This is a genomic window from Phycisphaerae bacterium (assembly GCA_035275405.1).
Classification (GTDB): domain Bacteria; phylum Planctomycetota; class Phycisphaerae; order UBA1845; family UTPLA1; genus DATEMU01.
This window is the reverse complement of record DATEMU010000012.1, coordinates 176,287-202,549: the sequence shown is the minus strand read 5'-3', so window position 1 is coordinate 202,549 and position 26,263 is coordinate 176,287. Positions and strand designations below refer to the sequence as shown.

Genomic DNA, 26,263 nt, shown 5'->3' with positions numbered 1-26,263 from the left:
GTCAGCGCATGATCGGTCACGCCGCCTGTTCGGCGGCAGTCGGCGTTTTGTCGAGAATGTCCTTGAGCACCGCGTCGGATTCGAGGCCTTCGGCCTGCGCTTCGAAGTTGAGCAGTACGCGGTGCCGCATCGCGGGCAGATAGACGTGGCGGATATCCTCAAAACCAACGTTGTAGCGGCCTTCCAATAGCGCGCGGACCTTGGCGGCCAGGGCGATGGCCTGTGCGCCGCGGGGGGAGGCGCCCCAGCGGACGTAGCGGTTGGTCAACTCCGTCGCGAATTGGCCGCGCGGGTGCGTCGCCAGCGTGACGCGGATCGCGTAGTCCTGCACGTGCGGGGCGAGGATCACCCGCTGCACGAGCTTCTGCGCCCCGACGATCTGCTCGCCGCTCATGACCGGCTTGATCTCCGGCTTGTGACCGGTCGTCGTGCGATCGAGGATGGTGCCCAGCTCCGCGCGGCTCGAATAGTGGACGATGAGCTTGTAGAAAAAGCGATCGAGCTGCGCCTCGGGCAGCGGGTAGGTGCCCTCCTGCTCGATGGGGTTCTGCGTGGCCATGACGAAGAACGGGGCGACGAGTTGGTAGCGATGACCGGCGACGGTGATGGTCTTTTCCTGCATCGCCTCGAGCAGGGCGGACTGCGTCTTGGGCGTGGCGCGGTTGACTTCGTCGGCCAGGACCATCTGGGAGAAGAGGGGACCGCGCTGAAATTCAAACTGCCGCCGGCCGGTCTCGGCGTTCTCGGTGATGATGTTGGTGCCGATGATGTCGGCGGGCATGAGGTCGGGGGTGAACTGGATGCGGGAGAATTCGAGCTTGAGGGCCTCGGACATCGAGCGGATCAGATAAGTCTTGCCGAGGCCGGGCACGCCCTCCAGGAGCGCATGACCGCCGGTGAAGAGGCAGGTGAGGACGCCCTCGACGATCTCGGTGTGGCCGACGATGGCCTTGCCGATCTCGTCGCGGACGGCCTTGAACTTGACGCGGAATTCCTCGGCCGCCTTGGCTACCGCAGGGTCGATCTGTGTGGCCATGTAGTGCTCCGCGAGTGGTCAGCGATCAGTGGCTAGTGGTCAGTGCGGACGGCGGGCAGAGCCCACCCTACTCCGGTCCGTAAGTTGCTGGATGCCATTGTAGCGATGTTGGTCATGCTTGCGACACCACGGCCTCGCTGCTGCGAGACCGTGCCACACCGCTTCACTTTTTCCCATCATCCTGCTGATCGCGCGTACGCTTCTTGGCGCGGAGGAGGCGGGCGGTGGTGGCTTCCTGCGGAGGTTCGTCCTTTTTCACCTTGGCAGGCGGGGGCTTGCTTGGAGCGGCCGTCGCGCCACCCATCGCTTCGATCAGATCGCCGGAGGGTTTGGCCGGGCCGGTTGCGCCGGTGAACTTAGCATCGGCGGAGGGCGGGGCGAGGTCTTCCAAGGGTGCGCCGGGGATCGGCTGCGGGGCCTGTCCTTCGGCCGTTCGCTCGGCGCGAACCTTTTCGCGGACATCCTTCAATTCGGCCAATGTGCGCGTCGCGCGACGACCCGCGCCAACGAGGCCGGGCAGGCTGGCGATGTAGCCGCGGACTGTGCGGGCGACGCGGACCGGGTCAATGGCGATGCGGCGCACGCCGACGTCGAGCAGGAAGGCGAAGACCGCCAGTTGCAGGAGCGTCTGCCAGATCGGCGTCCGCGTGATCGTCGGTGGGAGGTCGTGGGCGAAGACCATTTTGGCGTCGGCCTCGGGAGTCAGGACGCGACCGTTCGTCTCGTCGGCGATGGCGCGGAGAAGGGCCTCATTCGTCTCCAGCTCTCGAAACTCCGGCGAGTAAGCGACGCTCACGCCGGTGCGGATCATCGTCGGCCGTCCCTCGGGGCCGCCGGCGGCGACGACGTTGAGCAGGTACGAGCCTTGCTCGCCGAGGCGGAACTTGCCTTCATAGCGACCGGGTCCTGTCTGCACGATCGTCACCGGTGTCGAGGTCCCGTCGGGTGCAATTGCCCGGCCCTCGAATTGCTGAAAGTTGGCGAAGCCCTCCTCCTGCAGGCTCTCGATGACGACCTGTCCCTCGTCGCCGACGACGGTGGTGGAGACGTCATAGTTGGCGGCGCTGCCCTGCTGCATGACCCAGCGGACGGACTGCGCCCACAGCTTGCTGAACGCGGGCCAGCCGGCCCAGTTCGCGCCCCAGTGCTTCCAGCGGCCGCTGGTGAAGGCGAGTGTCCGGCCGAACCCGCAGCGCCAATGCGCGAGGAGCGGATCGCCGCGCTCGGTGACGAGCGGCATCTCCACGTCGACGACCTTGCGCGGCGTGGTGACGACGTAGCCGAGGAGCTGCGGGAAGTTCGTGTCGATACCCTGCATGATCTCGGAGAGGTTGGGGCGCAGCTTGGGCGTGAAGATCTCGTCGCGGACCAGCGGACGGCGCACGATCTTCGCCTCCTTCACGAAGATCCGCGGCAGCTTTTTTTCGTCGCCCGCCTTGTTCAACGAGTAGTAGCGACCGCCCGTGGCGTTGGCGATGTTCTGCATCGTGGCGATCTCCTGGCCGCCGTGGGGGAAGATGGAGACGGTCGAGCAGGTGACTTTCTTGCCGACCATCTGATTGAGCAGGCCGCTGGAGGGCGGCTGCGGGTCGCCGTCGGAGATGATGATCATGTGGCGCTGGGCGGCGTCCTTGCAGCTCATCAGGGCCTGAAACGCCATCTTCATCGGCGGGTCGAAGTCGAACATGTCCGCGTTCTGCATCTTGCGGAGCTGGCTCTTGATCGCCTCCTTGTTGCCCGCCGTCTGCATGGGAACTTCCCACGCGAAGCCGGTCATGCCCCAGCCGACCACGCCGTAGTAATCCAGGCGGCTGACGGTATTCAGCGCGGCGACGGCGGTCTCGATGCCCCACTTGTTGCCCTGCGGCATCTCGCAGGAGTGCATGACGATGGCCAGCGCCCCGCGGGGGATCTGCTTGACGGAATCGACGTCGAACTTGACGGGCATGATCTCTTCGATGGGCGAACCCTGCCAACCGCCCGCGGCGAAGCTGTCGTCGCCGCCGATCATCACCACACCGCCGCCGAGGTCGCGGACGTAGCTCACCAGTGCCTGCTGCTGTGCCGCGCTGAAATGATCCGCGGGTACATTGGAGAGGACGATCGCTGCGTAATCCTGAAGAACGGCGGTGTCGAGGTTGACGGATTCGGAGGGTTCCCAGCTAACGCGGATGCCCTCGCGCTTCAGGGCCTCCATGAGCACATCGTCATCGGCGCGGTCGCGCTGCGTGCCGATGAAGAGGACGTCCTTGGGCCCCTCGACGTTGGTGAAGGCGCGGGCGACGTTGTTCTGGGCCATGCCGTCGGCGGCGGGCTCGTCAGGGACGAACTCCGCGCGGAATTCGTGAGTGCGGGCGGTAGCGATAGGCACACGGACGACGAAGGCATTGCGGCCTTGTTCGAGCGTGACGCGGCGACCGGAGCCTTCCTTGTCGGCATTCAGATCGAGCAGCGTTTCGTCCTGACCGACGCGCTGGTGGATGAGGATGGTGCCGCTGGTCGCGCGATCGCTCTTGACGATGAGGCGGAGGGGGACCTGTTCGTGGAGGTTTGCGTAGGGGGGCACGACGATCTGCTCGAAGACGACTTCGGCGGCCTCTTCGTGGACGAGGGGAATCACATCCACGCGCATGTGATTGGCCCGGGCGGTCTTCGCCTCTTCCAGCGCGTCGCCGAGGTTCTGGATCCCGTCGGAGAGGATGACCACGCGGTTGTTCGTCGAGTCCATCGCACAGGCGGCGGCGACGCGGAGTCCCTGGGCGAGGTTCGTCCGATCGGGGCGCTGACCGTCCGCCAGCGGCATCGACACATGCACGCCGCCGTCGGGGCCGGGCTTGCTGGGCAGTTGCTCGATCTTGGAGAGACCGTCGAAGGTGAGGATGCCGGCGCGGTCGTTCGGCTTCATCTTCGCGGTGACGTTGCGGATGAACTCCTCGGATTGCTTGCGATGATCGACGGGGATGGAGCGGGATTGATCGAGCAGGAAGAGGACGGAGAGGTCGTCGCTCTTGAGCACTCGATGCATCCCGGCGATGGCCAGGACGAGGAGGAGGATGACGAGGGAGCGCATCGCGAGGCAGAGCTTTCCGCGGATGGGGCCGAGACCGGCGAGGGAGCGGCGGGCCATCCACGCCGTCAGGAGGATGACGAGGGCGAGGAGGAGGAGCATCGGGCGGTCGAAGCGTTCGAAAAGTGAAGCCATCGGTTGCGTGCCCTTGCCCAGGTGCCCCCTACCACTCTACCACTTGTATACGATTATTCCACGAATCGAGTGCATAGATGAGTCCCTTCGCGGAAACGGCGACGCCCCAGGGCTGGGCCAGTTGACCGACCGCGCGGCCGGGACCGCCCCAGTGGCCGAGGTATTTGCCGGCGCGGTCGAACCGGACAATACGGTTGTTTCCGCGATCGGCGACGAGAATCGTGCCGCCCGCTTCCAGGGCGAGGCCGTAGGGGTAGTTGAGTTGGCCGGCTTCGCTGCCGGGCTGACCGAAAGTCGAGAGCAATTTTCCGTCGCGGCCGAAGCGGCAGATGCGATGGTGACAGGCGTCGGCGACCCACAAATCGCCGGACTCGTCGAAAACCAGCCCCACGGGGCGTTCGACCCAGGCGGGACCAGAGGCCTTGTCGGCGAAGGCCCCGACAAATGTCCCTTCGCGGGTGAACTTGTTGACGCGGTCGTTGCCGCCGTATTCGCCGACGTAGACGAGATCGTCGGGGCCTACTGCGACGGAGCAGGGAAAGGTGAACTCGCCGGGACCTTCACCGTGGCGGCCGAAGCGGAGCATCTCCTTGCCGTCGCGATCAAAGGCCATGACGCGGGCGTAGTGCGTGTCCGCCACCCAGAGTTGGTCCGTGCGATCGACAAAGAGGCCGGTCGGTTTGCCGTTGGTCCACTCCGGCATCCGCCATTGATGTTGATATTCGCCGGTTGCGCTGAATCGCTGGATGCGGGCCGTCTTGTCGACGACGTAGACGCAGCCATCGACGGGCGAGACGGCGAGGGCGCGAGGGTAGCTGAATTCGCCCGGGGAGAGGCCGGGACCGCCGAAGACGGAATCGACGCGGCCCTCGGATCGGGGTTGGCTGTCGCAGCCGACCAGGCCGATCGCGCAGATCAAAACGAGTGCCGCCCGGCGGACTCGCCAGCGCAGCGGAAATAGCAGCGCGACGATGATGGCTGGGATCATCAACATCAGGCTGGAGGCGATGGTTTCATCCTGCCGGCCGTAATGCATTTGCGAATCGACTTGCACGGCGAGGCTTCCGCCGAAGTATTGCGGCGGTTGGACGAGGATGGTCGCGCCGATTTCGGAAAATGATAAGCACGCCGTGAGGAGGCCGGCGACGGCGAGCGATCCGGCGAGCGCCGGAAGACGGATGTGGGCGATGATGTCGAGCGTTGAGGCGCCGTCACTGCGGGCTTGCGCGATCTGATCCTCGCGGGTGCGGCGGTTCATCAATCGTGCAATGCAGACGGGGAGGAAGCCAAATCGGGCGACCAACGAGGCGGCCCAGACGCAGGGTGTCTGGTCGTAGACATTCCAGCGCGCGGGGTCGCCGAGGCGCGAATAGAAACTCGCCAGCGCCGTGCCGATCAATTCCGGCGGCAAGACGGCCATGCCGACAACGAGCGCCGTCGCGATCGTGCCGGCGATGCGCCGGAGGCGACCGAATTGGGCGTCGTCGATTAGCGTGACGGCCATCGCCACGGCCGCCGCTGCTGCCAGCGCCGCCGCGCTCAATGTGGCCAGGCCGTCGCGGCGAAAGGTTTGGTACGCGGTCGCGAGAGACTGTGCGGCGCTGGCGCGGCCGGTGGACAACTCGGTGCAGAATACGACAATCGGCAGCACGACGATTCCCGCGGCGATCAGGCATGTGATGACCCAGACGCCGGCGCGGCGACGACCGGCCGGCGCGGTGATTTCGTCGTCCGGCGCGTCCGCCCACCGTGCCATTTGCCGCAGACCGGGACCCGCTGCGCAAGCGACGAGGGCAATCATCGCCAGCATCGGCCAAGACGCCCAGAACAAGTATCCCGCGGGTCGATCGTACTTTGCGGCGATTGACGCCGTCGCCAGCATCTCCACGGGCCAGACTTCGGTTGCCCCCATCAGCGGCGCGATCGTGGCATCCGTTGCCGAGAGGATGAACGTGATGGCGAGGGCGGCGACGAGCGGCGCGCGCATGACCGGCAGTGCGCCACACAGGAACGCGCGGAGGCCGGATGCGTCGGTCAGGGCCAGGTGGTAGGCGGCGCGGCCGCCGTGGTTGAAAGCGGCGATGAGCACCATCGCAGGAATCGGCCACAGCCACGTCGCGAGGACCCAGGCGGATTGAAACGGCGGCGCGGCGGGGGCGTTCCAGCCGAGGGCGTGCAGAAATACGGTCACCGGGCTGCCGGGCCGCGTGGCGAGCAGCAGCCAGGCATAAGCGAAGATGCTCGGCATGGTGACGAGCGGCAGGAGGATCAGGCTCGCGAGAATGCGTCGTTGTCGAAATGTCCTGACCTGCGCGAAGGCCACGACAGCGGGGATCGCCAGAATGAGTGCAATGATCGTGGTCCCTGACGCCATCGCCAGCGTCGTGCCGAAATATCGCCAGAGCCGGGGCGTCGGCCAGATGGATTGATCCGCGACAGGACCGAAGGCGGCCTGAAGGATGACAGTCCCGACGATGACGCCGACGGAGGCAAGGAAGGCGGCCCCGCCGACGATCCGAAGCAGACGTACGGCGGCGTTGGCGATCATTCGAGCAGGATGTCGCGGACGAGCTGGTCTGACAAGTCGAGCTGGCTCGCCGCGGCTGAATAGTCCACGACGGCCTCGGCTGGGGCCTCTGCCTTCAGCCGCTGGCGCAGGGACGCTCGCACCGGGACGTTGCGGGAGTCGCTCGCGTTCAGCTTTTCCTCAACTTCAGGGGAGACGAGATACGTGATGAGCAACCTGCCCGCCTCGGCGTGCGGCGCGCCGGCGACGAGGCCAATACTGTTGGGAATCCAGAGTGTCCCCGGCGTTTTTTTGCCGCCGCCGGGCGCGTCAAGATCGGGATAGATCATCGCCACGCTCTGGCCTCGCGCTCGGGCGGAGATTACGTCGTCCGTATCCGTCGCCACGATGTCGGCCATCCCCCGCGTCAGAAGCAGGACCGACTGCGCGTTGCCATCCGTCAGTTTGCAACCGTTGGCCTTGAGGTCACGGTAAAATTTTTCCATCGCCGGACGGCCCCAGAGGGCCAGCAACGTCGCCATGTGTCCGCGGGTCGTGCCGAAGCGCGGGTCGGCCATGCGAAAGCGATCCTTGTACTTGGGATCGACGACGTCGCACCAGCGTTGGGGCAGGTCCGCCTCCTTCGTCCGCTTGGGATCATACGCGATGACGCGACCGCGCAGGCCGATTGCCGTCCAGCGACCCGCCGCATCGCGATAGCGCTCCGGCACATCCAGCGCCGCCGACGGTCGATACTCCTGGAGCACGCCACGCTCGGCGAGTTGCATCGTGCCAAAGATCTCACCGGACCACCACACGTCCGCCCGCGGCGCGGCCTTCTCGGCGAGGAGCTTGTTGACCAGCCCCGTCGTCTTGCCCGCCTCGGTATCGAAGACGCGATGGACCTTGATGCCCGTGCGCTTTTCAAATTCGGAGAGGATCGGCTCGGCGAAGGCGTTGTCCGCGGAACAATAGATGACGACGGAATTGGGCGAACTCGAATCGCCTTCTTGATCACACGCTGCGAACAAACAGAATGCCGAAACCCCGAAACACCAACAGGCCGAAATGCGAAGTCTCACTGGCCACCGGTAGGCGCGGCCGGCTTCTTCGACTCTGAGCCGGTCGAACTCTTGCCGCCATCGGTAGTTTCAGTCTTCACCGTCTCGCCCAGGCGATCGAAGTAGTTGCGGACGCCCTTGCGATAGGCCCGCGGGATGCGGTCGCGGTTGAGCGAGTCAGTCGCATCGATCTCGGCGGCGTGGGCGGCGTCAATGAACTCGACTTCGGACTTGCCCTTGAGCTGATCGCCCTTGACGAATTGCTGGCCGACGATGCTGCCGCCCTTGGCGGTCTTGACGCGGGCCTTCTTATTCTCAAAGTCCACATCGACATTGTCGTCGCGGTCGCGTGGCCCGGCGCCCCGGCCGCCGCCGGACTTATTGCGGCCGGTCCCCTCACAATGCCGGCATGGCGATCCATCCTTCTTGAATCCTGAACCGTTGCACCCTTTGCACGGCCCATTCTCGCCGTCGCCCTGGCATTGGCCTTCGCCCTGATTCTGATTCCCTTCGTTCAACCCGTCGCGGGCTTCGTCCAGCGAGGCCATCTGGCCTTCCAGCTCATTCAGCGACTGCTCCATCTGCTCCATTTCGCTGAGTTGTTCACCGGCCTCGTTCAATTCGTCCTGCGCGGCCTGCTGGTTGCCCTGCTGCATCTGCTTGCACGCATTGCCCATCTTGTTCGCCATCTGCTGCATCTGCTTGCAGGCCTGCTGGCGCTGCGCCGCCTTTTCCATCATCTGCTTGATCTGCTCCTGCGTGACGCCGCGGTCTTTCATCCGCTCGGCCAGTTCTTGCGCGAGCTTCTCAAGCTGTTTGGTATCCTTCTTGGCCAGTGCATCGAGGACGCGCTGCACGTCCTTCTCCGACATCCCCGCATTTTTCATTTCCCGCGCAGACTGCTGGTCCTGCGCGGCGGCTTCCATCTTCTTGGCCAGGTCGTTGAGCTGCTTTTGGATTTCCTCGGCCTTCTTTGCGTCGGCCGGATTGTCGTGGGACCGCTTAGCCAGTTTCTCCTGCAACTGTTTGAGTTCCTTCTGGGCGCCTTCAAAATTGCCCGCGGACATCTGCTCCATCAGCTTGCCCAGCTCATTTTTCGGATCACTGGATTCGCCAATCTGCTTGAAGCGCTTCTTCGTCTCGTCGAGGGCCTTGAACCGCTCCGAGTTGGCCTTGTCCTTCAGCGCGTCCTGCAGCCGGTCCAGTTGTTTGACCGCCTCGCGCCGCAGGACATCGGGGTCTTTCACGGCGTCGGTCCGCATCGCGTCTTCCAACGCCTTGATTTGGTCGGCCACCGCCAGGTCGGGGTTCTTCTCGGCAACCTGTGCGATCGCCGAGACCGGCTTGGCGACGACGCTGCGGATTTGATCGACGGCCGCCTGCCGGGCGGCGGCCGCGGCCTTGGCCTCATCCCGCTTGAGAAGATCGAATTGCGGCAGGGCCAGGGAGACGACCGCGACGACGACCATCGCGATACTCCACGACAACGAGCGGGTCCAGCGCAGCGGAAGCACCTTGGCCGCCGAGATCCCAGTCACCGACCGTTCCGCGTCGGCAATGACGGCACGGGCAAAGGGATCGTCCGCTCGCGCCTCGGCGTGCAAGCCGGTCGAAGTTCGTTCTTTGAGTCCCGCGGCGGCATCGAGGGCCACGGCGGCCGCCAATTCGCGCTCGCGGGTCAGCGTCATCCACAAAACGGCTGCTGCCATGCTCGCGCCGAGTGCGATCAACGCCGACAGTCGCAAGGGGGCCTGCAGCGCAAACAGCCGATCGCAAATCAGCAGCGCTGTCCATGCCGCCGCGGCGCCAAAAAGCGTCCAACCCCAGAGGCGCAGAGATCGTATCAACCACAACCGGCGCTGGGCCGCCGCCACTTGTCTTTGAAGGGCCGACATTGCTATCGCCTCCCGCGCTCGCCGGATACCGCCGCTGGTCGCATCCCGCCCCGACCATCGCGTGTAGATAGACTGTTGGACGATTCTAGGCCGGTCGCGGTTCCCTCGCAATCGGATGGCGTGAATCGCCATTGGCCGCCGCCGTCGATATACTTCCCCCCGGAAAGGATGCCACCGTCATGTCCGCCGCGCCCTCCCCCATTCCCGGTCCGCCAGTCTCTCCCGAAGCGGACGTCGCCAAGGCCAAGCGCAACGTGACGCCGCGTTCGATCCGCGGTCGCATCTTCGCCGGCCTGCTCTTGATTGTCCCCCTCGCCGTCACGTTCTGGCTGATCAGCTTTGTCTACGCCGCGGCGCTGTGGGTGGGCTCCAACCTGATCGCTTGGATCGCCTGGGCCATCGTCTGGGCCTTCGGCCTGGCCATCGAGATTCCGGAATTCCACCCCGACAGCGCGACGTGGTACCAGAGCCTCATCGCCGTCGTCCTCACCATCGTGACGCTCTACCTGCTCGGCTGGATCGGCACCAACGCCGTCGGCGTGCGGATCATCGGCCTGTTCGAGTGGATGCTGGAACGAATCCCGCTCGTGGAAACAATTTACGTCGCCATCAAGCGGATCGTGCAGGCGCTGTCCGGCGCCGGTCGGACGGGCGCGTCCGCCCAGCGAGTCGTGCTGATCGACTTTCCGCACGAAAACATGCGGGCACTGGCCTTCCTGACGAACGTCATTACCGACGCCAACAGCGGCCAGCGCTACGCGACGGTCTTCGTCCCCACGACGCCGAACCCGACCAGCGGGTATATGGAACTGGTGCCGGTCGAACGCATCACGCCGACCAACCTGACGATGGAGGCCGGTCTCTCGATGGTCCTCTCGGGCGGGGCCTCCGCCCCGACCAACATCCACCTCTACCAGCGCGGCACAATCGACAACCCCTCGGACAAATGATGGCGATCGCGCGTCGACCTAGCCGTCTCCCATCCGGGTCGCGAGGCGCAAGCCGATCAGAGCCGCGACCGTGAGGGAGCGCCGCGGGTAGCCGGAACGAAAAGCGGCGCCCAACAACGGCGAGTTTCGCCTTGTCGAAAGTCCGCGTGCGACTAAATGTACTCCGCGAACTCCATCTCCCGCGACCGGAACCATCGCCACCCCAGGAACAACAGCAAGAAGGAGATCGCCGCCGCACCGGTGAAGGAGGCGTCGAGGGGAAGGCGGCCGAAGAGAAGGCAGTCCCGGTAGGCCCGGATAATCGGCGTCAGGGGATTGAGCTGGATGACCAGCCGCTTCCACCCGCCGCCCGCATCGAGTTGATAGACGACGCAGGTGAGGAACATCCAGAGCTGGACGAGCGCGCGGAACAAAAACCCCACGTCGCGATAGAACAGATTGGCCATCGAGAGCAAAAGGCCCACGCCGCACATAAAGACGATCTGCACAACGACGACGAGGGGCAGCAGCAGGATCGACGGGTGCCACTCAAACCGCCATGCGTCCGAAGTGAAATGGTAATACCCGGTGAGCAGGACCAGAATCGCCCCGGCGATCAGAAAATCGATCAGCGCGCTGCCGATCGACGCCAGCGGCAGGACCGCCCGCGGGAAGTAAACCTTGGTCACGAGTTGCCGATTCGCCACGAGGCTCGTCGTCGCCGCCGTCAGCCCGTTCGCCAGGAACATCCACGGCACCAGACCGCAGAACGCAAACAGGCAATAGGGCACGTTGGCATGGCCCGTCAACTTCTGCCGGTCAATGTCGGCGACGGCCCCGAAGACGAAGTTGAAGACGAGCATCATCGCGACTGGCGGCAGGACCGCCCACGCCGCCCCCAGCATCGAGTGCTTGTAGCGGACGTGGATGTCGCGCCAGGCGAGGGTCCAGATCAGCTCGCGGTATCGCAGGAGTTGAGCAAAGGGCCGCGCCGCCGTCCGGGCATCATCGATCGCCGTCGCCGCGCCGATCATCGCTCTTCCCGGCGGCCCGTCAGCGCCGTGTAGCGCTGCTCATACGCCTCGCGCGTGTGTGTGATGTTGAAACAGCGTTCGACATGCCGCCGCGCCGCATCACCCCACGCAGCGCGCCGTGCATCATCCGCCAGAACGGCCGTTATCACGTCGGCCAGTTGTTGCGGGCAATCGGGCTGGATGAGCAGCCCCGTCCGGCCATGTTGCACGACATCGCTGTTCCCTCCCACCTCGGTCGCAATGACCGGCAGACCGCACGCCATGGCCTCGAGCAGGGCGTTGGACAGTCCTTCTCCGTGCGAAGGCAATACGAACAGATCCGCCGCCTGATACCAGGGCAGGACGTCATCCTGCCGCCCCACAAAGCGAATATCGCACTGCGGCAGACGAGCCTTCGCCCACTCCTGCAATACGCCGTTTCGATAATCGTGCCCGACGACGACAAGCGTGGTATTGGCCGTCGCGCCGTTCATTCGACCCATCGCTTCGAGCAGGATGTCATGGCCCTTGATCGGCTTGAGGTTGCCGACATTCAGGACGATCCGCCGGTCCAACGGCAATCCCAGCCGGCGCCGCACCTCGTCGCGATTCTGCGGCGGCGTGAACCGCGCGGTGTCGACCCCATTCGGTAGCACGTCAAACTCCTCGGGCTCCATGTTCAACTCCCGGGCGAGCCCTTCGGCCGCGCGGCCGCTCACGGCCCAGCGCTCGTCGCAGCGTCCGATCGCCCAGCGCAGCACCCGCCGCTTGATCGGACCGATCCGTGGCGGACTCGTCTCGAATCCATGAAAGCTCATGACCGTCCGGACCCGCCCCGCGAACTGCGCCGCCAGGACGCCGTCGGTCAACATGGCCAGCCCGCGAAGGTGCAGGATGTCCACCTGCTCGTCGAACAAAATCGAGCCCAGCCGCCGCGACCACATCAAATCCCGCTGTGGCCCTTCATGACGCAGGCATTCCACGTGGTCCGGGAGATCGATCGGTAGCGGGCCCGGTCCGCGCACAATGATCAGGTGTCGAAACTGCTCGTCCGACATTCCGCGGATGATCTGAAGCAACTGCCGTTCCAGCCCGCCGCTTTCCAGCGTCCATACCGGATGACAGACCTTGATCGGCCGGACTGTCGTGCATCGCTCGCGGAGGTACTGCCGGACGTTTCCGAGGGTCGTGTTGAACTTCGGGGCAAGGGTCGCGGTAGTCATGGATGTGCGTGGTGTTCGCCGGCGGCAAGACCGGGTCCACAACCCTTGATCGGCGGGGATTACGAATTGCTGCACGGAGAACCGGTCGGCCGAAAAAACGCGCGTCCGCGAAGTTATCGGTCGTGTCATTCCAGCGCTACTAACGCGTCAGGAAATACTCCATCAGCTCGTGGCCCTCCTCGATATGCAGGCCGCTTTGCCGTGCGGAGTGCTCGCAGAAACGCTCGGCCGGGGCGGGCCCACGCTCGACATCCGATCCCGCCATGCAGAAGGGTGGCGCATCACCGGTATGCGTGCGTTTGTTGACCGGCGTCGGGTGATCCGGGGCGATGAGAATTCGCCAATCAGGAAAACCGCGCAGTTTCTCGAGGATCGGTTCAACGATGTGTTGGTCGATCTGCTCCAGGGCCGTCACCTTGGCGGCGGCATCTCCCATGTGACCGGCTTCGTCGGGCGCCTCGATGTGCACGGCAACGAGGTCGTATTCATCGAGTGCGGCGACGGCGGCGCGGCCCTTGGCGGCGTAGTCGGTATCGAGGTACCCCGTCGCGCCGGGCACGTCGATAAGCGTCCAGCCGAGGAGCTTGGCGAGGCCGCGAATCAGGTCGACGGCGGCGATGGCCGCGCCGCGAACGCCAAAGCGCTGCCGAAAGCGGCGCATGATCGGCACGAGCCCCTGTCCCCAGAGCCAGATCGCGGTCGCGGGTAACTCGCCGAGGTCTTTGCGGACTTGATTGACGTCATGCCGCGTGACGATCGGTTCGGCCTCTTCCATGATGCGGCGGATTCGCTCCGCCGCCTTACCTTTGGGCAGGTACTCGGAGACGGCCTCCCCGGGAATGTCGTGCGGCGGCATGCAGGCGACCTCCAGCGTTGTTGGATCGCGCAGGACAAGGAGGTTGCGATACGACACGCCGGCATGAAAGCGAAGATCCTCCGTCGAGAACTTTGCGTTCAGCTCGTCGATGATCGCCTGTGCCTCGGCGGAGCGGATATGGCCGGCGGTGAAGTCCGTCATCTCGCCGCCCGTCACGTTGACGAAGTTGCAGCGAAAGACCACGTCATCCGGACGGAGGCGGAGGTTGCGCGCGACAGCCTCGATGGGTGCCCGGCCGGTGTAGTGTTTTCGTGGGTCGTAGCCGAACAGTGACATCGTCGCGACATCGCTGCCCGGCGTAAGCCCCTCGGGGACCGTGCGCACGGTGCCGATTCGCCCGGTCTCGGCGATGGAGTGCATGTGCGGGATTTCCGCGGCCTCCAATGGCGTGCGATCTCCGAGCGCCGCGACCGGCTCATCGGCGGCGCCGTCGGGGAGGATGATGGCGTATTTGGTGCCGGTTTTCACGTGGTCACCACGGACGGATTTGACGCGGCGACCGCGGCCGCGACCAGAGCGCCGTATTCATGGGCGGCGATGGTGCGCAAATCAAAACAGATCGCGTCGTCGCGGATTCGCGGGAGGACGGCGGGATCGCCGCTGCGCATTCGTCGAGCGATTTCGTCGAGCGACAGTCCGCTCGTCGGCTTCCATTGCACGATCGCCGTGGGCAGCGGCCAGGCGGGCAGCGACCCGCCGCCGGCGAAGCTCTCGTCGCGTTCGACGGCGAATGAGTCGCCGGGCCGTGCATTCCGTAACATCGATGCGAGGTCGTTTCCACGCGACATCAGTGATTCGATGGTCTCCGACAGGGCGGCCAGGATGGGGATTTGCGCCTTGGCCTCCTGCGGCGACTGGTACAGTTCCAGCGTCGCCTCCAGCGCTGCGACGGTCAGTTTGTCCACGCGCAAGGCCCGCGTCATCGGGTCTTTGCGAAGCCGCTCGATCGTCTCGCGGCGCCCGAGCAGGATGCCCGCCTGCGGACCGCCCAGGAGCTTGTCGCCGCTGAAGGAGACGAGATCGGCACCGGCTGCTAGGCTGGCAGGGACGGTCGGCTCGTCGGCAGTTTTCCAGAATGGATCATCTTGCAGCGCGCCACTGCCGAGATCATCGAAGAGAATCAGCCCCCGGTCGTGGGCCAGCGTCGCCAGCTCGGCGGTGTCCGGCGCTTCGGCGAACCCGACGACGCGGTAGTTGCTGGTGTGGACGTGCATGATCATCGCCGTCCGCTCGCTGATCGCCTTCTCGTAATCGGCGAGGTGTGTCTTGTTCGTTGTGCCGACCTCGCGGAGGATCGCGCCCCCCGCCGTCATCACTTCCGGCAGGCGATAGGAGCCGCCGATTTCGATGAGTTGACCGCGCGAGACGATCACCTCGCGCCACGCGGCCAAACCCCGCAGCGCCAGCATCGTCGCCGCTGCGTTGTTGTTCACGACCAGCGCCGCATCCGCGCCGGTCAGGCGGCACAGAAGGTCTTCGGCGTAGCGGCCGCGACTGCCGCGTTTGCCGGTCGCGAGGTCGATTTCGAGCGAGCAATACCCCTGGGCAACCTTCGTGATCCGCTGCATGGCCACATCGGCGAGAACGCTGCGGCCCAGGCCCGTGTGCAGGACGATGCCCGTGGCGTTGATGACGCGGGTCAGGCGTTGCGCGTGGCGTTCGGACAATAGCGCGCGGGCGCGACGCAAGACTGCCATGGCACTGAAATCAGTCCCGCTGGCCGCTGCGTCATGCTGCAACTCGTCGCGAATGGCCGATACCGCCTCTCGAAGGGCGTCCGTCAACACCGATTTTGGCACGCCGCTGAAATCTTCCCGCGCGGCCGCGTCAAGTAACGCGGTCATCGACGGAATCTGCGCAAGATCGACAGAGGTATTCACTGGCCGGCCTCCAAAAGCACGCGCTCGTCCCCGACACGCTTGGTGAATTGAACGCGGTCCAGATGCTCCAGCAACGTCTGCACGACGCGACGGCTCAAGCCCAGCGCGTCGCGGACCTCCGCGAGCTTGAAGGATCGACCGGCCCCCAGGCCGCGCACCGTGTCCTTCATTTTCTGAAGAGTTTGTGACGAGATGAAGTGCTGGGGCGCGATCTGTACCACGCGAGGATCGCATTTGGCGGTATCCTCCAGCACCTTCATTCGCGCCTCCGAAAGACCGGCGGCGGCCTTCAAAACCGCCAGCAACGGCGGATCAAAGCCCGCGGCCGTGATTTCGCGGATCGCGCGTTCCAGTAGATCGGCGTCTTCTGGCGAGAGCGCGGGGCGAAATTCGTAATGGGCGACGTAGGGGCCGCGAGTTGCAACTTTTCCGGCGCTCTCCAAGCGGGCCAACATCCACCGCCCGCAACCCGCTGCCGTCCGCTGCTCCAGCCAGCCGACAAACCGATCGCGCTGAACGCCCGGCTCGTTGGGGTTGCTCTTGTGATGACGCCGCAGATAGGCCAGGGCTCGCTCGGAGACAGCGTCCAGCACGGCGCGATGCACCACCCGCCCGGCGTCAATGCGGATGATGGCGCCCTGTTTCTCCAGGCGTTGGTGCAGCGCGCCAAGGTCCGCCGCGTCGAGGCCGGTCGCGCAGGACAGCCGCAGGTTTATCCGCCCCGATTCTCCGGTCGTTGATTGAAGTTCAAACCATGCCCTACGCAGCGCCGCTTCATAGCGGCGGAGCGGCTCGGGCGACGCCGCGGCCGTCACTAACTCAATCTCCGCCGCGTCGTTGCCGCGGATTCGCCGCGAGACGGGCCGAACAATGATCCCGCCGCCGAGCGTCGTTTGCGCATTCTCATTGCGGAGGATAAAGCGTTGACCGAATGCCGCAACGACGGGCCGCTCGAATCGAAACTGGGCCATCGCCCGGCCGCCCGGCGTGATCTCACTGTCGCCGAAGACCACCAGCGTCGCCATCTCCTCGCACGTCCCCAGGCTGACGCGGACTTGCTGGTGCGAACGAACCGGCTTTTCGACATGCGACAAAACGCGTACCTGTGCATCGACGTATCGCGCTGGCGTGAGATAGCCCGGCGTGGACAGTTCCATCCCGCGCGCGATCTTCTCCCGATCGATCCCCGTCAAATTCAATGCACATCGCCGGCCGGCGGCCACGTCGTGCAGGGCGACGCCGTGCGATTGCACCTCGCGGACCTTGCAGGTCAGCCCCGGCGGCTGCAACTCGAGCGTGATCCCCGGCGCGACCGTCCCCGAAAGCACCGAGCCGGTCACGACAGTCCCGCGGCCGTGGATCGGAAAGACGCGGTCGATGGCGAGGCGGAAAATAGGCGATGAGGTGCGCTGCGGCAGGTCGGCAATCAGCCTCGCGATGGAGCTGCGAATCTCGTCGAGCCCCAGCCCTGTCCGTGCCGACGAGGCCACTATCGGCCAATCGGCCAGCGCTGTCTCCGCGACGAGCTCGGTGATCTGTCCTCGGACCTCCTCGATCCGATCCGCCGTAGCGACGTCCGACTTGTTAATGACGATGAGACCGGCACCGACACCCAGCAGATCAAGGATATCCACATGTTCGCGGGTCTGGGGCATCACGCCGTCGTCCGCCGCCACAACGAGCATCCCCAGATCAATGCCCGTCGCCCCTGCGACCATCGTCTTCACGAAACGCTCGTGACCGGGAACATCGACGATGCCGACGTCGAGTTCACCGCCGGCCCCGCGGAGCGTGAGATGCGCGAAGCCCAACTCAATCGTCATCCCGCGGGCTTTTTCCTCCGGCAGCCGGTCCGGATCGGTCCCGGTCAGGGCCTTCACCAGGCTCGACTTGCCATGGTCGATGTGACCGGCCGTGCCGAGGATGCAGGCGGTGCGGCGGGCGGCGGGCGGTCGGATTGATGCGGGCGCGGTGGCCATGCCCAGATGTTATCCGGGGTGCCGGGCGGGGAACAATTCGACGGTGGCCGGTGCCGCGAGTCCGGCGATATAATGGGGTTAGTGGAGGTCTTTCGGAAGCCACTTGCGGTCGTTCGCGCGGGGTCAGCCTGCCCGGCGGCCGCCGGTGGGGAAGACGTAAAGAGCAAGGAGCAGCGCGGCGAGATTCTCTCTCGCCCGATCATGCTCTTTGCGGTTTTTTGTCGATCCTCTCGCGATAATTGATTCTCCACCGCGCGTCTTCACGACGTGGAGCCGCTTGAGAGATCAAATCGAATGGAGCCGGGCACCAACTCCGCGATCCAGCCAACACAAGCACTGTTCGGTAAACAGACTCGCCCGCCGGACAGCATGGGTTCGGACTCGAAAGACCGACGGCACCTCTTCCCATTTCTTCGACACTTCCACGTTCCGCTGATTGTCTTCGGAGGTGGGTTTCTGGCCTCGGAACTCCCGGATTTTTTCTTCTCGTCCGCGCGTGGCTATTGGTATGCCACTTTACTTGCTTGGCGTCTAGGGCCTTGGAGCCGATTCCCCATCCCATTTGATTCGTCAGTGTTCGAGGGCACGGGCATAAACATGGGCGAATCGTGGGTCGGAGGAGTTGGGCTCGCGCTAGTCGCCATGTTTACAATGGGCCTGATCCTGTCCGGGCTGCATGCGTGTTTATTCTTCAGTACGTTTGCTATCTATCGACGGTTTGGCTGGCCGCCTTACCTTGGTGACATTAGAGAACGGCTTTCGTCCGCGCAACTTTGGAAAACCGCCATACGCCGCAGCTGGTGGGTGCTGCCGCTGTTCGGCACCATCGGCAGCGTCTGGAGCTGGTTCTCTTATGGGCAAGCTTATGCACAAATGCCCCTTTCGTTCACGGCGCTGTTACTTAACTTCGCACTGTTGGCGCTCGCGGTTCTCTCTTTCCTTCGTATCGCCAAGACTACGCTGGTCACTTCGGTCCAAGCCTCGTTACTCTCGGATGAATTACGCTGTGTCCGATGCTCGTACATGCTTCGCGGACTGCCGGGTTCGATTTGCCCGGAATGTGGATCTAAGATTGTCTCGGAATCGCCACCTAGATTTGGAATTCTGCGTTTTCATTCCAGAAAACTCGCGCGCATCGCTAGGTTCGCATGGTTATTGACAGTAACGCTTGTTGTTTTTTTGCCAACGCTCGAGCTAGCTCTTCTGACGGTTTTGCCCTTTCGAATCGGCACCAGATTGCCGTTGAGTTTGCAATCTCTGTTATGGGTTCGATCCCCGTACGAGTGTCCCGTCAAGCCGGGAACGTTCTGCATCTTACGACGTGATCAAGAAGTCGCCGCTTTTTGGATCGCGCCGCGAAAAGGCCTCCCGTCTGATCTGCACTGGTGGTATTGGGAGGATTTAGGTAATTGGGGACAGAATTCCCCCAATATGAAGGGATCGATCAAAATCAATCAGATGACGCCGCTCAGATTCACTATGGGGCCGTGCGCAGCTTCGATTTCTTTCAGCATGTGGCAATATCAGTGGTGGGAGTGGTTGCTCCCTGTTGCCGCGGGTTGGCGAGTCGAAGTGGTGCCTTCGGAGTCTGCGCCACTACAGTTACGAGTACTGAGAGATTTGGCGGAAACGAAGGCGAATTAGATTACGGCCAGTATCTATTTGCTGACTACGGCCGTAAGTTGCTTTTCTCCGCGCCGCAAACACTCACCTGCCGCGCTCGCCACGATTTCCACGTCAAGCCTCTGCATGCACGCGTGCTGATGCGGGCATTGGCTGAGCTTCTTGAAATAGCACGGCGAACATTCCAGGTCGATCCGTAGGACGTCGTCCAATCGCCCGTAGGGACCGGTGCGGCGGGGGTTCGTCGGGCCGAAGAGGGCGACGAGCGGTCGCTGCTGCGCGACGGCCATGTGCATCGGCGTGGAGTCGGCAGTCACGACGATGGCGGCGCGTTCGATCAAAGCGGCCAGTTCGCGGAGCGTGGTGCGGCCGCAGACGTTGTGCGCCGCGCCTTCGGACGTCCCGGCGGCGATCTGGCCGGCCGTGATGTCGGACGGACCGCCGACAAGAAGGCTCGACAGACCGTGGCGCTCGCCGAGGACGCTCGCCAGCGCTCCGAAGCGATCTGGGGGCCAGCACTTTGTCTCCCAGCGCGTGGCCGGGACCAGGACGGCGTACCCCGTGCCTTCCGCAACTCCGCATTCCTCAAGCAGCGCCGCGGCATGCGCGCGGTCGGCGTCCGTCAGCGACATCGAGAAGTCCATCGGATGGTCGGCGAAGCCCAGCAACGGCGGGACCTTGTAGTTGCGATCGGCGGCGTGTTCATCCCGCGGGCCCTTGGGGATCTTGTCGGTGTAGAACATCCAGCCCAATTCGCGCGCCCCGGCGAATCCGATGCGGACCGGCGCGCCGCTGGCCATGGCCAGAAACCCGCTGCGAAACAGCCCCTGCAAGTCGATCACCAGATCGAACGCCTTCTCGCGGAGAGTCCCGACGAAGGCCATAAACTCGCGTGTGACGCTGATGCTCCGGCCGAGCCGGCCGAATCGGCGGCGATCGAAGGGGATGACCTCACTCAGGGCCGGATCGGCTTCGAGCAGGTTGGCAAACGACGTCGCCACGAGCCAGGCGATGTGCGCCTCCGGGTAGCGTCGACGCAGACCGTGCAGTACCGGAAGCGCATGGATGATGTCGCCCGGCGAACTGGGCTTGATCAGGAGTATCCGCCGAAATTCGCGCTCGGCGAGGGGCGTATCGCTCATGCGGGTAGTGTAAACGCTAATGCCCGTTCGATCCCGTTCACATCCTTGAATCGGGCCTGGGACTTCAGACCGTGGGCCGCAAAAATCTCGTCCACGCTCTTCGCCTGACCCATGCCCACTTCAACCAGCAATAGCCCGCCCAGTCGCAAATACCGGGTTACGTCGGTGGCGATTCGCCGAAAGACGTCGAGGCCGTCGGCGCCGGCGAAAAGCGCGGCGGCGGGCTCATACTTGCGCACGTTTTCCGGCAGGCTATCGCGATCCGTTTCGGAAACGTACGGCGGATTGGAAACGATCAGATTGAACTTGCCCGGGGGGACGACGTCCGGTGGCAGGTTGAACAAGTCGGCTCGCATCGTGCGGATTCGTTCGGCGAGTTCATGACGGCGGGCGTTTTCCGCGGCGACGGCCAGCGCGGCATCCGAGACATCGGTCGCGACGGCATGGACCGAGGCCTGACGCTTGCAGATGGCGACGGCGATGCAGCCGGAGCCGGTTCCGACGTCGAGCAGGTCGTACCGGTCTTGCGGATGCGTCGCGCACCACGCGAGCGCCTGTTCGACGAGTAACTCCGTCTCCGGCCGGGGGATCAGCACGTCCGGCGTGACGAGAAAATCGAGCGAATAGAACTCCTTATGACCGACAAGATAAGCGATGGGCTGGTGTTCAGCGGCCTTGCGGACCAGTTCGCGAAACGTTGCCCGCTGCGGCTCCGTCGGTGCCTGTTCAAACCGGGCGTAAAGATCGATGCGGCGACAGCCAAGGGCGTGGGCGAGCAGAATCTCCGCGGACAGGCGCGGTTCATCCACGCCGCTCGATTCAAAGTGCGACCGCGTCCATGTCAGGAGCTTTCCAATAGTCCAGTCGTTGGGGGCGGCGGCCGGCGGGTCAGGCATGACAACTATCATCGGCGAAAGGAATAATGCGGCAAGCGGAGTACGGCAGCTGCGGTCTATTTCTCGTCATCGAGGTATTGCTGCAACCGCGCCATCTCCCCCTTCGACCCGACAAACAGCGGCGTACGCTCGTGCAGGGACTTGGGCTGTTTTTCAAGGATGCGCTGGCGGCCGTCGGTCGCCGCGCCGCCGGCCTGCTCGGCGAGGAAGGCGATCGGATTGGCTTCGTAGAGCAGCCGCAGCTTGCCCTGCGGGCTCTTGGCCGTTGCAGGGTACAGAAAGATGCCGCCGCGCAATAACGTCCGATGGAAGTCCGCGACGAGCGAGCCGATGTACCGCGCGCTGTACGGCCCGGCCTCCTCTGTCTTGCACCATTCGAGGTAGGACTGCACGCCCTTGGGGAAGCTCTTGGCATTGCCTTCGTTGACGCTGTAGGACTTTCCGCGCTCGGGCATCGTGACGTTTTCATTGGCCAGGATGAAGGCCCCGACGGACGGATCGAGCGTAAAGAAGTGTACGCCCTCACCGGTCGTATAGACGAGTACGGTGCTGGAGCCATACACGATGTATCCCGCCGCGAGTTGTTTGTGACCGGGCTGGAGCACGTCGGCGGAATGGTCTTTGCTGTCGAAGCCGTTGGGATCGCGCTCGAAGATGGAGAAAATCGTCCCGACCGAGACGTTGACATCGATGTTGCTCGACCCGTCGAGGGGATCAAAGATGACGACGTATCTGCCCGACGCGCCGCTCTTGGTGACGACCTTGGGTTCGTCCAGCTCCTCGGAGGCGATCAGCCCAACGTTGCCGCGATAGCCGAGGCACAGCTCAATCGTCTTGTTGGCCAGGATGTCGAGTTTCTGCTGCTGCTCGCCGGAGACGTTGGAGGCGCCGGCCTCGCCCAGTACGTCGAGAATGCCGGCCCGGCGGACGTTGGCGGAGATGATCCGCGCCGCCAGAGTAATGCCAGACAGCAACCAGCTAAACCCGCCGGTCGCGGTCGGGTGGCTCCGCTGTGAACTCAGGATGTGTTCCTGAATGGTGATAAAGCGATTGGGGGTTTGCATCATTTCAACCAAGGGACCGGCTCCTGAGGCGAGTGTGCGGCGAGATTCTTTTCCCTCATCGCCCGCTATGGGGCGCGCCACACTATTGTACAGAAACAGATTGGCCCTCACGAGCGAGGGCAATCGTCGGGCGTCCGATTTGACTCGATATTATTCAGGAAAAACGTTTTACACGTCGCGAAGTCGCTGCTCGCGATCGAACCGCCTCAGCGCTTGGATGATTTCGTCGAGCCGACCGGCGGAGACCTGTTCCAGTGAATAGCTCTCGTTCACGCGATGATCGGTGCAACGGTTCTGTGGATAGTTGTACGTGCGGATGCGCTCGTTGCGATTGCCGGAGCCGATCATGCTCTTTCGCGTCGAGGCCCGTTGGGCGCGCTCCTGTTCCTCGTAGTGGCTCTTCACACGGCTGGCCATTAAGCGCCGCGCCTTGGCCCGGTTCTTGTGCTGGCTCCGTTCGTCGCGCATGGAGACCGTGATGCCCGTGGGGATGTGCTCCAGCTTGATCGCGGATGCGACCTTGTTGACGTTCTGCCCGCCGGGACCGCCCGCCGCCGAGACGTGTTCGAGCACGTCCTTGTCCCAATCGATGTCCACATCCGTCTCCGCGACTTCGGGCAGGACCGCGACCGTTGCGGCGGAGGTATGGATTCGTCCCTGCGTCTCGGTCGTGGGGACGCGCTGGACGCGATGGCCCCCGCCCTCATATCCGAAGTGGGTAAAGACCTCCGGTCCTTTGACGTTGAAGATCACTTCGCGGAAACCGCCCTGATCGGAGACGGATTGGTCGAGCACTTCGACCTTGAAGCCGTGCGCCCCCGCGTACCGGTTGTAGATCTCATACAAATCGCGGGCAAACAGCGCCGCTTCTTCGCCCCCGGTGCCGGCGCGCACTTCCATGATGATCGACTCGATGTTGGCGTCGTCGCCCGCAATCAGGCCGTCGATAAGGCCCTCCAGGAGCGCCTCGGCCTTGGCCTGTAATTCGGGCAGTTCCGCGCGGGCCATTTCGCGCAGTTCGGCGTCCGCGCTCTGGTCCGCGGCCAACGCCCCGTTTTCCTCGATCTGCGTCTGTAGTTTCTTGTATTCGAGATAGGGCAGCACCATTCGACCGAGGTTGTGATGCTCCTTGGCCAGGGCGACGATCCGCGCGGAGTTGCCCGCCACGGCAGGATCGCTCATTTCACGAGTAATGGCCTCGTAGCGGCCCGCGAGTTCGTCTAGCTTGGTGAGCAGGGCAGGATTGGTTGCGACTTCGGGCATGGCGCGCGTCCTGAAAACGAAACACGCCGCGCTTTCGCCCGCGAGGGCTAAAGAACGGCGTGGCATTGAACGAATCTACAGCTAGGCCTTGGTCGGGGCGGCCTTGGTCTTCTTGGCGGACTTGAAATAGTCTCCGCCGAATTTCTTCTGGAACTTCTCGACGCGACCGGCGGTATCCACGAACTTCTGCGTACCGGTAAAGAACGGATGGCAGGCCGAGCAGATTTCGACGGCGATCTTCTCCCGGGTGCTGCCGGTCTCAAAGGTATGGCCGCAGCCGCAGGTCACCGTGCACTTGAAGTACTTGGGATGGATATCTGCCTTCATGGGTCGATCCTGTAGCCTTCGCGTGTTTTCGCGAGCCATGTAGTTTAGCACACTATCACCGGCTGACAAGGGCGTAAGGGAGGCTATTGCGTAGAAGCGTATAATAAGCAAGAGCGTTGGGTAGCCGATGAAAGGCGCGGTCGCTCGTATCTCCTGACAGGTCCGATAGATAGATGGAATCGCTCCTGAAATGCCGCAAGTTTGAGGTGGTCCAGCAGGCGTTCGTGGCGCGGGATGGCCGCCCGATGGCCCGGCAATTCGTGGTCCACCCGGGGGCCGTCGTCGTCCTGCCGCTCCTGGACGCGGAGCGCTGCCTTCTGATCCGGCAATTCCGCCACGGCATCGGCCGAGAGCTTTGGGAACTGCCGGCGGGGACTCTCGATGTCCCGGGGGAAAGTCCCGCCGAGGCGGCCGCGCGGGAATTGGAGGAGGAGGTCGGCCATCGCGCCGGCCGAGTCGAGCGGCTCTGCGAGTTCTACACTTCCCCGGGAATCCTGACGGAGGTGATTACTGCGTTTGTCGCCAGCGACCTGACGAAGACGCAGCAGCGGCTCAGCCCGAACGAAGAGATCGCGGTCGAGCCGGCGACACTGGCGGATGCCGTGAACATGATCCGCGAGGGAAAGATCGTCGATGGCAAGACGATGATTACGTTGATGTGGTGGACGCACGTGGCGAGGACCGGTCGATGAGTTGGGAAGAACGAGATTACGCGAATCTCGGAAGCGGCCGCGGCACGGGCGGCTTCGGGATGTACAGCCTCGGTGGCGGCCGCCGCTTCGCCGACAACCCGCTGAACTGGTCGCCGACGATCGGACGCCTCTTCGGCATCCGCGTCCGCGTCCACATCATCTTCATCATCTACTGCATTTTCGAGTTGATCGGTCCCGCGAGAGACTTTCTCTGGTCGCTCCAATGGATCGTGGTCCTGTTCGGCTCGGTTTTTCTCCATGAACTGGGCCACTGCTTCGCCGCCCGACGCGTCGGCGGAAGCGCCGATGACATTCTGATGTGGCCGCTGGGCGGTCTGGCATCCGTCGACGCGCCGCAACGCCCCTGGCCGCAGTTCGTCACGGTCATCTGGGGACCGCTGGTCAACGTGATCCTCTTTCTGGCAACAAGTACGATTCTGTTGATGCGCTCCGCGGAACTTTCCATTAGCGGGATCAATCCGCTCGATTGGATCACTTTTACCGACCGAATCACTGAGCTCGACCTGTTCTTTCACCTCGCTTTCTCGATCAACGTGGCCCTGTTCATCTTCAACCTCTTTCCGATGTACCCCATGGACGGCGGGAGGATGCTGCATTGCGCCCTGTGGAACTTCGTCGGTCGTCGACGCAGCACCATGATCACCACGACCGTCGGAATGGTCGCCGCCATCGGGCTGGGTCTGTACGGCCTGGCGACCTCGCACTATCTGCTTTTGGCCATCGCGTTTATGGGGTATCTCACGTGCTATCAGGAGCGCATCCTGATCCGCGCGGGATCGAGCGACTCCGATTTCGGCGGCGGCTTCGACTACGCCGGGGCCTATTCGAACCCAACCCGCGCGGGGCGGCCGAGGCGAAAGGGCATGATCGCTCGCTGGCGAGAAAACGCCCAACGCCGCAAACGGGAGGCCCGCCAACAGGAGGAGCGGCAACTCGAACTCTCCGTCGATCAGATCCTCGACAAGGTCCACCGCGAGGGGATGCAGAGCCTGACGCGGCGGGAAAAGCAGATTCTGGAAGAAGCCTCGCGCCGCCAGCGCTCGTCCCACTGAGCGCGGTGCTGCCGGGCATTAGCCGCGCCTCTTGAATAACTTTTTTTGCCCCGACAAAAGCCGAAAAAAGGTGAGAAAAGGTGAACACGGGGCCGGGGAATAGACAGGATTTGCAAGATTTACAGGAAGAGGCGAATACGGGCGTCGGGTAGCGTTCAGGAGGGAGCTCCCCTGGTTGAACCAGCCTGAACGAACCGGAACGAGGCTGAACCGCAGATGGACACCCGCCATGGCGGGTAAACTCCTGGACGCAGATTTTTTGGTGCAATTGAGCGCACTTAAGCGCAACAACGCGGCGGAATGGCGCCCGACCCGTGGCGCTTGGCGGGTCGGGGCGTTGCAGCATGATTGGTGTTTTTCCATAGGCGCGGAAACTCCGATCTCACGACCCATTAGTCCCGGCGCGCCGGGACCGTTAGCCGTGAGCTACAGGAAGGCGGCACTTCGCCGCCTCTTTTCTGCTCCTGCCCACAATACTTGCTCAATGCTCCCCTTAATCCGCGTTTTTGGGCAAGAAAAACGTAACTTGCTTTGAAAGCGGGACTTGGATGGCAAGCCAAGTAGTCGATGTGCTGCCCGCAA

19 protein-coding genes are annotated in these 26,263 nt (G+C 63.8%); 4 read left to right on the top strand and 15 right to left on the bottom strand.

What is annotated here, in order from left to right:
- Nucleotides 1-16: 16 nt before the first annotated feature.
- The 5 genes from VJZ71_13630 to VJZ71_13610 form a co-directional block, all read right to left on the bottom strand.
- Nucleotides 17-1,036, bottom strand: a complete 1,020-nt coding sequence (locus VJZ71_13630) for a MoxR family ATPase (GenBank protein ID HKQ49106.1) — start codon at nucleotides 1,034-1,036, stop codon at nucleotides 17-19.
- Nucleotides 1,037-1,199: 163 nt separating this feature from the next.
- Complete coding sequence (locus VJZ71_13625; GenBank protein HKQ49105.1) at nucleotides 1,200-4,238, bottom strand: glutamine amidotransferase; 3,039 nt, start codon at nucleotides 4,236-4,238, stop codon at nucleotides 1,200-1,202.
- A gap of 28 nt (nucleotides 4,239-4,266) precedes the next feature.
- A complete protein-coding gene (locus VJZ71_13620) occupies nucleotides 4,267-6,786 on the bottom strand; it encodes a hypothetical protein (GenBank protein ID HKQ49104.1) in 2,520 nt (839 codons plus the stop codon).
- A complete protein-coding gene (locus VJZ71_13615; protein ID HKQ49103.1) occupies nucleotides 6,783-7,775 on the bottom strand; it encodes an extracellular solute-binding protein in 993 nt (330 codons plus the stop codon). The genes VJZ71_13620 and VJZ71_13615 overlap by 4 nt, the downstream gene beginning before the upstream one ends.
- Nucleotides 7,776-7,822: 47 nt before the next feature.
- Entirely contained in the window at nucleotides 7,823-9,700 is a 1,878-nt protein-coding gene (locus VJZ71_13610) for a hypothetical protein (protein ID HKQ49102.1), read from the bottom strand.
- Between the two features lie 179 nt (nucleotides 9,701-9,879).
- On the opposite strand from VJZ71_13610, the gene VJZ71_13605 reads away from it, so the two are divergent.
- Nucleotides 9,880-10,650, top strand: coding sequence for a DUF502 domain-containing protein (locus tag VJZ71_13605; protein HKQ49101.1), 771 nt, complete (start codon nucleotides 9,880-9,882; stop codon nucleotides 10,648-10,650).
- 152 nt (nucleotides 10,651-10,802) lie between these two features.
- On the opposite strand, the gene VJZ71_13600 is transcribed toward VJZ71_13605, so the two are convergent.
- The 5 genes from VJZ71_13600 to selB all read right to left on the bottom strand — a co-directional run bounded on the left by VJZ71_13600 (nucleotide 10,803) and on the right by selB (nucleotide 17,601).
- Entirely contained in the window at nucleotides 10,803-11,663 is an 861-nt protein-coding gene (locus VJZ71_13600) for an ABC transporter permease (protein ID HKQ49100.1), read from the bottom strand.
- Complete coding sequence (locus VJZ71_13595) at nucleotides 11,660-12,865, bottom strand: glycosyltransferase family 4 protein (GenBank protein ID HKQ49099.1); 1,206 nt, start codon at nucleotides 12,863-12,865, stop codon at nucleotides 11,660-11,662. The genes VJZ71_13600 and VJZ71_13595 overlap by 4 nt, the downstream gene beginning before the upstream one ends.
- A 139-nt stretch (nucleotides 12,866-13,004) precedes the next feature.
- On the bottom strand, nucleotides 13,005-14,210 hold the full coding sequence (locus VJZ71_13590) for a cofactor-independent phosphoglycerate mutase (protein HKQ49098.1): 1,206 nt from the start codon (nucleotides 14,208-14,210) through the stop codon (nucleotides 13,005-13,007).
- The gene (selA, locus tag VJZ71_13585) at nucleotides 14,207-15,622 is read right to left on the bottom strand and encodes an L-seryl-tRNA(Sec) selenium transferase (protein ID HKQ49097.1); all 1,416 of its coding nucleotides are present in this window, start codon (nucleotides 15,620-15,622) and stop codon (nucleotides 14,207-14,209) included. Before selA ends, VJZ71_13590 begins: the two co-directional genes overlap by 4 nt.
- Nucleotides 15,619-17,601 carry a selenocysteine-specific translation elongation factor gene (gene selB, locus VJZ71_13580; protein HKQ49096.1) on the bottom strand — a complete coding sequence of 661 codons (1,983 nt, stop codon included), beginning with the start codon at nucleotides 17,599-17,601 and terminating at the stop codon, nucleotides 15,619-15,621. The genes selA and selB overlap by 4 nt, the downstream gene beginning before the upstream one ends.
- 294 nt (nucleotides 17,602-17,895) lie before the next feature.
- Here selB and VJZ71_13575 point away from each other — a divergent pair, with 294 nt between their 5' ends.
- Nucleotides 17,896-19,245: a hypothetical protein gene (locus tag VJZ71_13575; protein ID HKQ49095.1), complete on the top strand. Its 1,350-nt coding sequence runs from the start codon at nucleotides 17,896-17,898 to the stop codon at nucleotides 19,243-19,245.
- Nucleotides 19,246-19,259: 14 nt separating this feature from the next.
- On the opposite strand, the gene VJZ71_13570 is transcribed toward VJZ71_13575, so the two are convergent.
- From VJZ71_13570 to rpmE, 5 genes are all read right to left on the bottom strand, one after another.
- Nucleotides 19,260-20,366 carry a glycosyltransferase family 9 protein gene (locus VJZ71_13570; GenBank protein ID HKQ49094.1) on the bottom strand — a complete coding sequence of 369 codons (1,107 nt, stop codon included), beginning with the start codon at nucleotides 20,364-20,366 and terminating at the stop codon, nucleotides 19,260-19,262.
- Entirely contained in the window at nucleotides 20,363-21,262 is a 900-nt protein-coding gene (gene prmC / locus VJZ71_13565; GenBank protein ID HKQ49093.1) for a peptide chain release factor N(5)-glutamine methyltransferase, read from the bottom strand. Before prmC ends, VJZ71_13570 begins: the two co-directional genes overlap by 4 nt.
- Before the next feature lie 56 nt (nucleotides 21,263-21,318).
- Nucleotides 21,319-22,329, bottom strand: a complete 1,011-nt coding sequence (gene fbp / locus VJZ71_13560; GenBank protein HKQ49092.1) for a class 1 fructose-bisphosphatase — start codon at nucleotides 22,327-22,329, stop codon at nucleotides 21,319-21,321.
- Between the two features lie 165 nt (nucleotides 22,330-22,494).
- A complete protein-coding gene (gene prfA / locus VJZ71_13555; GenBank protein ID HKQ49091.1) occupies nucleotides 22,495-23,589 on the bottom strand; it encodes a peptide chain release factor 1 in 1,095 nt (364 codons plus the stop codon).
- 81 nt (nucleotides 23,590-23,670) lie between these two features.
- Nucleotides 23,671-23,916 carry a 50S ribosomal protein L31 gene (gene rpmE / locus VJZ71_13550; GenBank protein ID HKQ49090.1) on the bottom strand — a complete coding sequence of 82 codons (246 nt, stop codon included), beginning with the start codon at nucleotides 23,914-23,916 and terminating at the stop codon, nucleotides 23,671-23,673.
- A 173-nt stretch (nucleotides 23,917-24,089) separates the two neighbouring features.
- On the opposite strand from rpmE, the gene VJZ71_13545 reads away from it, so the two are divergent.
- Both VJZ71_13545 and VJZ71_13540 read left to right on the top strand, forming a co-directional pair.
- Nucleotides 24,090-24,608, top strand: coding sequence for an NUDIX hydrolase (locus VJZ71_13545; protein ID HKQ49089.1), 519 nt, complete (start codon nucleotides 24,090-24,092; stop codon nucleotides 24,606-24,608).
- Nucleotides 24,605-25,681, top strand: a complete 1,077-nt coding sequence (locus tag VJZ71_13540; protein ID HKQ49088.1) for a site-2 protease family protein — start codon at nucleotides 24,605-24,607, stop codon at nucleotides 25,679-25,681. Before VJZ71_13545 ends, VJZ71_13540 begins: the two co-directional genes overlap by 4 nt.
- Nucleotides 25,682-26,263 lie beyond the last annotated feature (582 nt).